Source organism: Actinophytocola sp. (assembly GCF_049647105.1).
In the GTDB taxonomy this organism is placed as follows: Bacteria; Actinomycetota; Actinomycetes; order Mycobacteriales; family Pseudonocardiaceae; genus Actinophytocola.
Genome location: NZ_JBARWZ010000027.1, coordinates 10,796 through 22,935, shown reverse-complemented (window position 1 = coordinate 22,935; position 12,140 = coordinate 10,796). Strand labels below are relative to the sequence as shown.

General features: G+C 68.6%; 10 protein-coding genes. 5 read left to right on the top strand and 5 right to left on the bottom strand.

Annotation, left to right across the window (positions count from 1 at the left end):
• Positions 1 to 505 precede the first annotated feature (505 nt).
• The 3 genes from WBA97_RS03830 to WBA97_RS03820 all read left to right on the top strand — a co-directional run bounded on the left by WBA97_RS03830 (position 506) and on the right by WBA97_RS03820 (position 1,656).
• Positions 506 to 817, top strand: a complete 312-nt coding sequence (locus tag WBA97_RS03830; protein WP_424229262.1) for a hypothetical protein — start codon at positions 506 to 508, stop codon at positions 815 to 817.
• Positions 814 to 1,146: a type II toxin-antitoxin system PemK/MazF family toxin gene (locus tag WBA97_RS03825; protein ID WP_424229261.1), complete on the top strand. Its 333-nt coding sequence runs from the start codon at positions 814 to 816 to the stop codon at positions 1,144 to 1,146. Before WBA97_RS03830 ends, WBA97_RS03825 begins: the two co-directional genes overlap by 4 nt.
• A gap of 270 nt (positions 1,147 to 1,416) precedes the next feature.
• The gene (locus WBA97_RS03820) at positions 1,417 to 1,656 is read left to right on the top strand and encodes a hypothetical protein (protein WP_424229260.1); all 240 of its coding nucleotides are present in this window, start codon (positions 1,417 to 1,419) and stop codon (positions 1,654 to 1,656) included.
• Position 1,657: 1 nt separating this feature from the next.
• Here the strand turns inward: WBA97_RS03820 and WBA97_RS03815 are convergent, their stop codons facing one another.
• The 3 genes from WBA97_RS03815 to WBA97_RS03805 all read right to left on the bottom strand — a co-directional run bounded on the left by WBA97_RS03815 (position 1,658) and on the right by WBA97_RS03805 (position 6,458).
• On the bottom strand, positions 1,658 to 2,884 hold the full coding sequence (locus tag WBA97_RS03815; RefSeq protein WP_424229259.1) for an alpha-lytic protease prodomain-containing protein: 1,227 nt from the start codon (positions 2,882 to 2,884) through the stop codon (positions 1,658 to 1,660).
• 184 nt (positions 2,885 to 3,068) lie between these two features.
• The gene (locus WBA97_RS03810; protein ID WP_424229258.1) at positions 3,069 to 5,228 is read right to left on the bottom strand and encodes a 3-hydroxyacyl-CoA dehydrogenase NAD-binding domain-containing protein; all 2,160 of its coding nucleotides are present in this window, start codon (positions 5,226 to 5,228) and stop codon (positions 3,069 to 3,071) included.
• Between the two features lie 15 nt (positions 5,229 to 5,243).
• Positions 5,244 to 6,458, bottom strand: a complete 1,215-nt coding sequence (locus WBA97_RS03805) for an acetyl-CoA C-acetyltransferase (protein ID WP_424229257.1) — start codon at positions 6,456 to 6,458, stop codon at positions 5,244 to 5,246.
• A 221-nt stretch (positions 6,459 to 6,679) separates the two neighbouring features.
• Here WBA97_RS03805 and WBA97_RS03800 point away from each other — a divergent pair, with 221 nt between their 5' ends.
• Positions 6,680 to 7,864 (top strand): TetR/AcrR family transcriptional regulator, encoded by a 1,185-nt coding sequence (locus tag WBA97_RS03800; protein ID WP_424229256.1) that lies wholly within the window; start codon positions 6,680 to 6,682, stop codon positions 7,862 to 7,864.
• A gap of 2 nt (positions 7,865 to 7,866) precedes the next feature.
• The gene (locus WBA97_RS03795) at positions 7,867 to 9,276 is read left to right on the top strand and encodes a cytochrome P450 (RefSeq protein ID WP_424229255.1); all 1,410 of its coding nucleotides are present in this window, start codon (positions 7,867 to 7,869) and stop codon (positions 9,274 to 9,276) included.
• 92 nt (positions 9,277 to 9,368) lie between these two features.
• Here the strand turns inward: WBA97_RS03795 and WBA97_RS03790 are convergent, their stop codons facing one another.
• Both WBA97_RS03790 and WBA97_RS03785 read right to left on the bottom strand, forming a co-directional pair.
• Entirely contained in the window at positions 9,369 to 9,932 is a 564-nt protein-coding gene (locus WBA97_RS03790; protein WP_424229254.1) for an SRPBCC family protein, read from the bottom strand.
• A complete protein-coding gene (locus WBA97_RS03785; RefSeq protein ID WP_424229253.1) occupies positions 9,929 to 12,085 on the bottom strand; it encodes a helicase in 2,157 nt (718 codons plus the stop codon). The genes WBA97_RS03790 and WBA97_RS03785 overlap by 4 nt, the downstream gene beginning before the upstream one ends.
• Positions 12,086 to 12,140 lie beyond the last annotated feature (55 nt).

The window sequence follows — 12,140 nt, the reverse complement described above, 5'->3', positions numbered from 1 at the left end:
GGACGCCAAGGCCGAGAAGGCCCGACGTGACAAGGCCAACGCACCGACCGCCGCCGCGCAGCGGTAACGGCTGCCGTCCCAGCACAACTGCGCACCACTACCAGCGACCAGTAGGACAGTGCCGCCACGTTCGCGCCACCCGAGTCGCCCGGTTCGACGCACGCCGAGTGGCGGGTCATGCCGTACACCGCGCCCTGGCTGTAGTTCACCGTAGCGGGCCTCCTTCGCGGGAGCGAAGAATGTCGTCTGCCGGTCCACGATGCGCGCGGCGGCGTGGTGGGCGGGCTGGGTGCAGTCGGGGCGGTCAGCTTCGGCGTTGAGCTTCCACAGGAACGCCGGGTCGATGCCGTCGAGCTGTGATGCAGCTCCTAGATACCTTCTTTCGCCGTCGCGAGAACCGTTTTCCCAGGTCAACGCCCTGTACCTGGTGCGCATAACGCATGCGAGGGCAGTGCATCACTAAATGACGCTTGAAGTGATGCGCTTAGTGATGCATAGTGGGTGCATGGCCAGTCGACGGATCTCTGTGACACTTGACGCCCCGGACCAGCAGGCGCTTGAGGTCTTTGCGGACCCGTCACGCCCTGAGCACGCGACACTTGAAGCGTGGGCAGCCCAGCACGGGCTGAACGTCCGAGACGCTTCGGACGCTGCCATCTTGCGGACACTGGTTCGGGCCGGGGCTGCAGCTCTGCGAGAGAAGGCCCTGGAGGACGGCTACGCGAAGCTGGCCGAGCAAAGCCTCGAAGAGCAGCAAGAGCGCCGCGCCCTGCGCGACCGCGCTGTCAAGAAGGCGCGCGCTAGGTTCGCTGAATGAGTGCAGCCACACCCCTTCGGGGGCAAGTCTTCCGCGTTGACATCGGCAACATCGGCCCTAAGCCGTATGTCGTGGTGAGCAACAATCAACGGAATCGCTTGCTTGACTCCGTACTCGCGGCGAGGATCACGTCATCCGACAAATCGCGCGTCCCGACCGCAGTACCGTTGGGTCACGACGACCCCTTGGTGGGGTATGCGCTAGCTGACGAGATCGTCGAACTCTTCAAGGACGAGCTGGAAGCGGCACAGTACCTGGGAGCACTCGCCCCGGGGACTGTGCTGAGTCTGAACGACGCCCTGAAGCAGGCGCTCGGGATCGGGACGTAAGTAGCACAGACCGCCGTTTACCCCTGCCGCAAACGACCATAGATGTCGCCATGCATCGAACGCGGCCAGGCCGGGGAGTGGTCGCGTGCAACATTCGTGCAATATGACCCCGGCACGCACCGGCAAACGTCGAGAACCTGCGGCAAGCTCCGGCCCAGGTCAGAGGCGCTTTGCGGATTGCGCCGCAGGCAGCCGCGTGGCCGAACAAGGTCAAGGGGCCGCAGGTTCAAATCCTGTCGGCCCGACGGTCGCGATAGGTCCGCTGGTCCTGTGATCGCACGGCACGACGTCACGCGTGTCCTCGCGGGACACGTGCACCGTCACGTCACCGCCGCGTTCGCGGGCACGATCCTGACCACCGCACCGAGCACCTACCTCCAAAGTGGACTCGCCCTCAAGGAAACCATCCCGGACTACGTTCCAGAGCCGACGTCGTTCCTGCTCCACCTCGACGTGGCAACGCACACGGTCCCGGTCAGCCATGCTGCCGGGACCGTGGCCTGTTACTGAGTCACCACATGGTCACGCCGTACACCGGGCCGTAGTAGGCCAGGCTGTCGGCGATCGGGAAGTACCACGAGACGTTCTGCCCCGCACCGACCGCCGCCGCGCAGCGGTAACGGCTGCCGTCCCAGTACAGCTGCGCGCCACTGGTGACGCCCTCCGGCGACCAGTAGGACAGTGCCGCCACGTTCGCGCCACCCGAGTCGCCCGGTTCGACGCACGCCGAGTGGCGGGTCATGCCGTACACCGCGCCCTGGCTGTAGTTCACCGTCTCGTTCTTGCCGGTGATGTAGCCGCAGGTCCACTTCGTCGTGATACCCGACTTGCACATGTACGTACCGACCGGCGAGTCGCTGTAGCCGCTGACCGTGATGATCCCGCCGTTGGACGGGTTCGTGTCGACCCACCGGCCCTGGATCCAGTATCCCGGGTTGTCGTTGCGGATCAGCGCGTCGTCGTAGGTCGGGAAGAAGCTGGCCACGGTCGTGCCCAGCGTGGTGCCGTCCTGACCGGTGACGGTGGACCCGGTGCTGACGCAGTGGCCCGCGGTCAGCAGGAAACCCTGGCCGGTGCTCGGGTTGCGCAGGTTGAAGCCCGCCGAGCAGCTGCCGTAGTTGTACGCGTCGCCGCCGTCGAGGTAGTTGGCGGTCTGCACCGGCGCGCGGTCGGTCTGCTCGACCCGCACGGCGTCGCCGTACTTCGCGAGCGAGGACAGCGTCGACTTCTGCCCGGCAATGGTGGTCACGACGACGCTGTTGGTCTTCTCGTCGACCCGCCAGCTCGCGAGCCCACGCAGTTTCGACGGCCCCTGCTTGGCCCGCCCCTCACCGGAAGCCTTGCCGGACAACGTGTCCAGCTCGGCACGGATGGCGTCCAGCTCCGCCGCGCTGTGTCGCACGACCCTCGCATCCGCCCCCTGCTTGGTCACCTCCGCGACCCGCGACGACTCGGTGACCGCGACGGTCAGCTTCCCGGTGGCCGCGTCGAACCACGACCCGCCGAAGTCGGCACCGAGTGCCGTCCGCAGCGAAGCGTCGAGGTCGACGGCCCGGTCCTGTTGCGACCGCAGCGTGGTCGCCTGCGCGGCCGTGAGGCCCAGATCCCTTTGCATGGCAGTGAGAACGTCCTCGGCCGCGGCGGGCCGAGCCGGTGCGGCCGAAGCCGTCACCTGAGCCGCCACGGCGACTGTGCCGACCGCCGCCGCGGTGACGAGGACGCGAATGAACTTCTTCATCCTAGAAACCCCTTGGTGTGAATTGGACGAACGACGGATGGTTCGTCGCACCCCACCGGGGTCGTTAGCACAACTGGGAGATACGCCCCAAAGGGCACACCTGGGATTGAAAAGGGTCACAAAACACCGCTGCCGCCGCACCACGAGGGTGCGACGGCAGCGGAGATACCAAACGACCTACTGCTTACTCGAACTTCTCGCCCTTCTCGGCCTTCGCCACCAGCGACTCGGGCGGCAGGAAGTGGTCGCCGTAGCGCTGCGCCAGCTCACGTGCCCGCGCGACGAACCCGGCGACGCCGCCTTCGTATCCGTTGATGTACTGGATGACACCACCGGTCCACGGCGGGAAGCCGATGCCCATGATGGAGCCGATGTTGGCGTCCGGCACCGACCGCAGCACACCCTCGTCGAAGCACTTGACCGTCTCGAGGGCCTCCGCGAAGAGCATCCGCTCCTTCATGTCCTCGAACGGGATCTCGTGCCCCTCCTTCGTGAAGTTCTCGTAGAGGCCCTTCCACAACCCGGTGCGCTTGCCGTCCGCGTACTCGTAGAAGCCCGCGCCGGACGAGCGGCCCTTGCGGTCGAACTCCTCGACCATCCGGTCCATGATCGGCTCGGACGCGTGCGAGTCCCACTTGCCACCGGCCGCCTCGATCGCGGCCTGGGTCTCGCGGCGGATCTTCAGCGGCAGCGTCAGCGTCAGCTCGTCCAGCAGTTGCAGCGGCGGTGCCGGGTAACCGGCCTGCGAACCCGCCTGCTCCACCGACGCGGGGTTGACGCCCTCGGCGACCATCGCGACGGCCTCGTTGATGAACGTGCCGATCACCCGCGAGGTGAAGAAGCCGCGCGAGTCGTTGACGACGATCGGCGTCTTCTTGATCTGCTGCGCCACGTCGAACGCCTTGGCCAGCGTGGCGTCACTGGTCTTGTCGCCGACGATGATCTCCAGCAGCGGCATCTTGTCGACCGGAGAGAAGAAGTGCAGGCCGACGAAGTCCTCCTGCCGCTTCACGCCATCGGCGAGGCCGGTGATCGGCAGCGTGGAGGTGTTGGAGCCGAGCACGGCGTCCGGCGCCACGATGTTCTCGATCTCCGCGAACACCTTGTGCTTCAGCTCGGTGCTCTCGAAGACCGCCTCGATCACCAGGTCCGCGCCAGCCAGGTCCTCGGCGTCGGCGGTCGCCTTGATCCTCGCGAGGGTCTCGTCGGCCTTGTCCTGCGTGACCTTGCCACGGGACACGGCCTTCTCGAACAGCTTGACCGAGTAGTCCCGCCCCTTGTCGGCCGCCTCCTGCGTGACGTCCTTGAGGACGACCTCCATGCCGCCTCGGGCGCACACGTACGCGATGCCGGCACCCATCATGCCCGCGCCGAGCACGGCGACCTTGCTGGCGGTGAACTTCTCGTAGCCGTCCGGCCGCGAGCCGCCGGAGTTGATGTGCTGCAGGTCGAAGAAGAACGCCTTGATCATGTTCTTCGCGACCTGGCCGGACAGCAGCGAAAGCAGGTACCGGGACTCGATGGTGAGCGCGGTGTCGATGTCGACCTGCGCGCCCTCGATCGCGGCGGACAGGATCGCCTTGGGCGCGGGCATGTTGGCGCCCTTGAGCTGCTTGCGCAGGTTGGCCGGGAACGCGGGCAGGTTCGCCGCGAACGCCGGGTGCGACGGGGTGCCACCGGGGATCTTGTAGCCCTTGACGTCCCACGGCTGCGCGGCCCCTGGGTTGGCCTTGATCCACTCCTTGGCCTTGGGCAGCAGCTCGTCGATGGTGCCGACGACCTCGTTCACCAGGCCGACGTCCTTGGCCTTGGCCGGGTTGTACTGCGTGCCCTGCAACAGCACCTGCAGCAGCGCGTTCTGGATGCCCAGCAGCCGCACGGTGCGGGTGACGCCGCCGCCACCAGGCAGGAGGCCGAGCGTGACCTCCGGCAGGCCGATCTTCGAACCCTTGACGTCCGCGGCGATCCGGTGGTGGGTGGCCAGCGCGATCTCCAGGCCACCGCCCAGCGCCGCGCCGTTGACGGCCGCGACGACCGGCTTGCCGAGCGTCTCAAGGCGGCGCAGGTCCGCCTTGATGCCCTGGATGAACTCGAAGCCCTCCTTGGCCTGGTCGGCCTTGGCCTCGATCATGTCCTTCAGGTCGCCGCCCGCGAAGAACGTCTTCTTCGCCGAGGTGATCACGACGCCGGTGATGTCGTCCTTCTCGGCGTGCAGGCGCTCCACCGTGGCGTGCATCGACGCCGCGTAGTCGCGGTTCATCGTGTTGGCCGACTGGTTCGGGTCGTCCAACGTGAGGACGACGACCCCGTCGGCGTCCTTCTCCCAGCGAATGGTCTCAGTCATTGAGTCTCGTCGTCCTTACACGCGCTCGATGAGGGTCGCGACGCCCATGCCGCCGCCGATGCAGAGGGTGATCACGGCACGGCGCGCCTGGCGGCGCTCCAGCTCGTCGACCATGGTGCCGAGGATCATCGCGCCGGTCGCGCCGAGCGGGTGGCCCATGGCGATGGCACCGCCGTTGACGTTGAGCTTCTCGTCCGGGATCGCGAGCTTGCGCTGGTAGTTCAGCACCACCGACGCGAACGCCTCGTTCAGCTCGAACAGGTCGATGTCGTCCACGGTCAGGCCGGTCTTGGCGAGCAGCTTCTCGGTCGCCGGGATCGGGCCGGTCAGCATGATCGTCGAGTCGGCCCCGGAGGTGGCGGTGGCGACGATGCGGGCACGCGGGGTCAGGCCCATGTCCTTGCCCGCCTGCTCGGAGCCGACGAGCACCAGGCCCGCGCCGTCGACGATGCCCGAGGAGTTGCCCGCGTGGTGCACGTGGTCGATCTTCTCGACGTAGTGGTACTTCTGTAGCGCCACCGCGTCGAAACCACCCATGTCACCGATCGCCGCGAACGACGGCGGCAGCTTGCCCAGCCCGTCCACGGTGGTCTCGGGGCGCATGTGCTCGTCGTGGTCCAGGACGGTGATGCCGTTCTGGTCGACGACCGGGATGATCGAGTTCGCGAAGTAGCCGTTGCTCGCCGCCTTGGCCGCGAGCTGCTGGCTGCGCACGGCGTAGGCGTCGACGTCCTCGCGCGAGAAGCCCTCGATCGTCGCGATCAGGTCGGCGCCGACGCCCTGCGGCACGAAGTAGGTGTCATAGGCGGTGGCGGGGTCCATGGCCCACGCGCCGCCGTCGGAGCCCATCGAGACCCGCGACATCGACTCGACGCCGCCGCCGATGACGACCTCGTCCCAGCCCGACGCGACCTTCTGGGCGGCGATGTTGACGGCCTCGAGACCGGACGCGCAGAAGCGGTTGAGCTGCACGCCACCGACGGTGTCCGGCAGCCCGGCCGCGATGGCGGCGGTCTTCGCGATGTCGCTGCCCTGGTCACCGACGGGGGTGACGACGCCGAGCAGCAGGTCGGAGACCCGGTCGACGTCGAGGGTGGGGTTGCGCTTGCGCAGCTCGTCGATCAGGCCGACGACGAGGGAGATCGGCTTGGTTCCGTGGAGCGACCCGTTCTTCTTGCCCCGGCCGCGCGGGGTGCGGATCGCGTCGTAGACGAATGCTTCGGTAGCCACGCTAGGGGTCCTCTCGAGGGCTAATACTGATTAACATGTTGGCATCGGATCTGTGGTTGTCAACGGTCGCCGCCCGATTTGGGGTGTGGGCCACACTCTGGTGGCCGCTGGCGGCGAGATCCTCGTCATCGAGCTAATCTGGATTCACTTCGTAGCTCGTTGGCGGATTGCCAACAACTCACCCGTCAGTTAGCGTCGCCAGGTAGGACCGTGGAGGAACCGTGGCGGAGACTTCCCGGCCGCCGGTCAGGCGGCCACGCAACCGCAAGGCGCAGCTCGCCGACGCGGCGGCCGAACTGTTCCGCAAGCACGGATACCACCAGGTCAGCGTCAACGACATCGCCCAGGCCGCCGGCGTCACCGGCCCGGCCGTCTACCGGCACTTCCGGGGCAAACAGGACATTCTGGCCCACGTCCTCCTGTCCGGCATGGACACGTTCGGCCTGGCCGCCGAGGGTGCTCTCGCCACCCCCGGCACCGCCGCCGACCAGCTGTCGGCCCTGCTGCGCGCGGTGGCCGAGCTCGCCGTGGACCGGCGGGAGATCACCGCGCTGTGGCGCTGGGAGGGACGCCACCTCGCCGAGGCCGACCGCACCAAGATCCGGCACCGGGGCGCCGAGCTGATCGCGCAGTGGGCCATCGCGCTGCGTGACGTGCGGCCCGAGCTGGCCAAGGCCGACGCCGAGCTGCTCTGCTGGGCCGCCCTGTCGGTGTACGGGAGCCTCTCCGACCACCACGTGAGCCCGCCGCGCCGCCGGTTCGAGGACCTGCTGGTCACGCTGGCGAGCGCGGTCACGTCCTTCGAGGTGCCGACGGGCGAGCCGGTACCGGCGCCGCGGCCGGTGCCCGGCACGCCGGGGTCGCGCCGCGAGGAGCTGCTGACGGCCGCCATCTCGCTGTTCCGCGAGCGCGGGTACGCGGCGGTCAGCATGGAGGACATCGGCGCCCGCGCGGGCATGGCGGGGCCGAGCATCTACCGGTACTTCCCCGGCAAGGCGGCGATCCTGGTGGCGGGCGGCTACCGGATGGCCGACCAGCTGGCAAGCACGGCCGCGCACGCGATGACGCTGCCCGCCGGCGAGGCGCTGCGCCACCTCGCGACGTCGTATGTGGACACCGTGCTGCGGTCGGACAACATCATGGCCACGTTCGCGAACGAGCTGCGCAACCTGCCGGAGCGCGACCGCAAGGACCTGGTGCGGCTGCAGCGGCACTACGTCGGCCACTGGTACCGGCTGCTGCGCACGGTCGCGCCCGAGCTGGCGGAGCCCGACGCGAAGGTCGTGGTGCACACCGCGCTCACCATCGTGAACGACCTGGCCCGCACCCCCCGGCTGCTGCGGCGGCCGAGGATCGCGGCCGAACTGACCGAGCTGGCGGTGACGGTTCTCGACGCTGGGAGGTAGCCATGTCCACTGCGCCGCGTGCACCCTACGAGGTCGACAAGAACGCGTTCGACCGATGGCTGATGGACCGCGACTGGCCAACGAAGGACCTCGCCACCCCACCCGCCGGACTCAAGTCCGTCCCCGGCGACCCCGGCCTGCCCGTGCTGGGACACAGCCTGGAGATGCTGCGACTGGGCCTCGACTACGCGATGAAGCGCTACGAGCGGTACGGACCGGTGTCGTGGGTGCGTGCGTTCGGCGTGAACGTGGTGTCGGCGTCCGGGCCAGAGGGGACGCAGGTCGTGCTGGCCAACAAGGACAAGGCGTACTCGCAGCAGGGCTGGGAGTACTTCATCGGCCCGTTCTTCAACCGCGGCCTGATGCTGCTGGACTTCGACGAGCACCTCTACCACCGGCGCCTCATGCAGCTGGCGTTCACCTCGGACCGGCTGTCGGCGTACATGGTGCAGGTCGGCGACGTGGTGGCCGACAGCGTGTCGGCGTGGTCGCCACGGGACGGGTTCCAGGTGTACCCGGCGCTCAAGCAGCTCACCCTCGACGTGGCGACGAAGATCTTCATGGCGTCGTCGCTCGGCGGCGACTCGTCCCGCATGACGAAGGCCTTCGTGGACACCGTCCGCGCGGGAACCGCGCTGCTCCGGCTGCCGGTGCCGGGTGGCCGGTGGCAGGCAGGGCTGTCGGGTCGCAAGGTGCTGGAGGACTACTTCCGCCGCGGCCTGCCCGCGAAACGCGCATCGGACTCGGACGACCTGTTCGCCGCGCTGTGCCACGCCCGCACCGACGAGGGCGAGACCTTCTCCGACGACGACGTCGTCAACCACATGATCTTCCTGATGATGGCGGCACACGACACGTCGACCATCGCCACGTCGTCGCTGGTGTACTACCTTGGCAAGAACCCGGAGTGGCAGTCCCTCGTGCGCGAGGAGTCCCTCGCACTGGGTGACGAGCCGCTGACGGTGTCCACACTGGACCGTCTGCCCGCGCTGGACCTGGCGCTGAAGGAGTCGATGCGACTCGTCCCGCCGGTGCCGTGGATGGTGCGCAAGACCGTGAAGGACACCGACCTGCTCGGCCACCACCTGCCGGCGGGCACGTTCGTGACGACGCTCGCGTGGATCAACCACATGCTGCCGGAGTACTGGACCGATCCCCACCGCTTCGATCCCCTGCGCTTCTCCGAGGAGCGCCGCGAGGACAAGTCGCACCGGTTCGCGTACATGCCGTTCGGTGGCGGGGTGCACAAGTGCATCGGCATGCACTTCGGCACCCAGGAGGTGAAGACGATCGCGCACGAGATGGTCCGCCGTTTCGAGTGGACGGTCCCCGCCGACTACGACGTGCGCTGGGACCCGACCGCCCTCCCACTGCCGAAGGACGGCCTGCCCATCTCGATCAGGCGCCGCTGAGCCCCGTTCAGCGACCGCGGGTCAGGATGTGCGTACAACCACAACACGCGCATGCGTCACCCTCCGACAGGTCGATGATCAGCATCACCCGGTCAGGTTACCCAGATCGGGCAGCGGTCGGGCACCTCGTGCAGCCTGCGCAGCTGGTTGATCCCGCTGAGCCACCCGCACCAGCTCCTGGGCGGCGGCGGGCCGTCCCCCAGCCGCATGGTGACCGACAGTCGCGTCCCCGTGGCCACTTCGGACAGCTCCCAGGTACTGACACCCGTGTCCTCGGACAGCACGAGGCGGTGGTCCGCGACCAGCTCGACGACCGTCCCGACCGGACCGCCGCCCTCGATCTCCCAACGGCCGCCCGGGAACAGCTCGATCGCCAGCGGCAGACCGAACCAGCGCCGGAACTGCTCACGGTCGGTGAGCGACTCGAACACCTCGTCGTTCGGCGCTGCGATGTCCACGGTGGTGCTGCTCTCGTCGAACGCCAGCACCGGGCGGCCTTCCAGCGCGTCGACGGCGTTCGCGATCTCCAGGCAGCGCTGCGTGAACTCGCGGTCCCGCACCTCGGCCGAGATCAGGCCGTCGTCGGTGACCGTGGTCCACGGCAGCTGGGCACGGGCGTCGGCCGCCGGTGCGATCGTACGAGCGATGATCCTCACGGGGTGACATCTTCGAGCAACGTCAGGCACTCCGGCAACGGCGCCGTGTGCACGACGCCCAGCCGCCGCGTCGGCCTGGTCAGCGCCACGTACAGCTCCGCGGCGCCAGCGGGGCCGGACATGATCGCCGTCGGGTCGACCACGATCACGCCGTCGAACTCGAGGCCCTTGATCGCCCTGGGCGGCAGCACCAGCGCGTCCACGTTGAGCGTCGAGCCGTCGGGTGCGATCACCGCGACCGTGCCCTCGCCGATCTCCTCCTCCATGCGCGCCACCATCTCCGTCACCACCGAGGCCAGCGTGTCCCTGGTGGCCCGGCGCGACCACGGCGGCACCCCGGTCGACCGCACGGACTTCGGCGGCTGCGCCGAGGTGTCCATCGTGGACAGCAGCGACGCCGCCACGTCCATGATCTCGGCGGACATGCGGTAGTTGATGGTCAGCTGCCGGTAGGTCCACCGCTTCGGCACGTACTCGTCGAGCATGTCCGCCCACGACCGCGCGCCCGCGGGCGACTCGCGCTGTGCGAGGTCACCGACGATGGTCATCGACCGGCTCGGGCACCGTCGCATCAGCACCCGCCAGTCCATCTCGGACAGCTCCTGCGCCTCGTCGACCACCACGTGCCCGTAGGTCCACTCGCGGTCCTCCGCCGCCCGCTCGGCCAGCGACCGGTGGTCGCGCTCCTCCTGCCGCTCGGCCAGCCGCGTCGGGTCGATCAGGTCGACCGCGCGCAGCAGCTCGCCGTCCGGGTCCTCCTCGGTGTCGAGGATGTCGAGCACGCCCCGCGCGTACGCCTCCCGCTCGTGCTGGGCCCGCTCGGCCTCGTCCTCGGACTCGAACGCACCGAGCAGCTCGGACGCCTCGTCCAGCAACGGCACGTCCGACACGGTCCACGCGTCGCCGCGGTGGCGGTGAAACGACTCCGGCGCGCCGATCACCGCCAGCCGCGCCGGCGACGTGTACAGCTCGGCCAGCAGCCGCTGCGGCGACAGCCGGGGCCACAGCCGCTCGACCGCCTTGTCGAGCGCAGTGCTGGAGATCAGCTCGCGGCGGACGTCCGCGGCCAGGTCACCGGCCAGATCCGGGGTCTCGCGCGCGTTCAGCCAGCCCGCGCCGATGCGGTCGACGGCCTGCTCGGCCAGCTCGAGGATCAGCGCGTCGCGGAAGATCTCCTGTGCCCGGTTGTGGAGGCGCCCGGTCGACCGGGCGCGTGCGCGGGCCCGGCCGGCCAGGTCGGCGTCGATCTCCACGGTGACGTCGTCCAGCTCGAGCTCGATCGGGGTCTCCGGCAGCTCCTGGCGGTCCGCGACGGCCTTGCGCACCAGCTCGACCATCGCGAGACCGCCCTTGACCTCGCGGTCCGGGTCCACGACGCGGGTCTTCACGTCCGGCAGCAGCTCGCCGGGCGTCGCGAACACCACGTCCGTCTCGCCGAGCGAGGGCAGCACGCCGCCGATGTAGCGGAGGAAACCCATGTTCGGGCCGATGAACAGCACACCGCGGCGGGACATCCGTTCACGGTGCGTGTACAGCAGGTAGGCGACCCGGTGCAGCGCGACGACCGTCTTGCCGGTGCCCGGCCCGCCGTCGATGACGACCACGCCGGTGCGGCCGAGGCGGATGATCTCGTCCTGCTCGGCCTGGATCGTCGCGACGATGTCACCCATCGTGTCCGACCGGGGCGCGTTCAGTGCGGCGAGCAGCACCTCGTCACTGTCGGCGACACCGTGTTCCAGAACGTCGTCGTGAAATGCGAGGACCCGGCGCCCCCGGGTGCGGAAATGACGCCTTCTGACGACGCCTTCCGAATTCGCGGCGGTGGCCACGTAAAATGGCCGCGCGATCGGCGCCCGCCAGTCGATGAGCAGCGGTTCGTAGTCGTCTTCCTCGTCGAAAAGCCCGATTCGGCCGATGTAGGTCGTCTCGCCGTCCCGGTGGTCGAGCCTGCCGAAGCAGAGCCCGTTGTCGGCGACCCTCATCAGGCCGATTCGCCTGGACAGCGTGGTCGCGGCCACGTCCCGCTCCCACAGGGCCTCCGTGGTCTCGGCGGTGCTGTCGAGCAGCACGCCGTCGAGTTTGCCTGCCGCGGTCGACCGCTCGGCGTCCAGCCGCGCGTACAGAATCGCGATGTGTTCCCGCTCGGCAGACAATTCCGCGTCGTAATCGCCCTTTGACAAATGCACCCCTCATCCGCTATAATCAAGC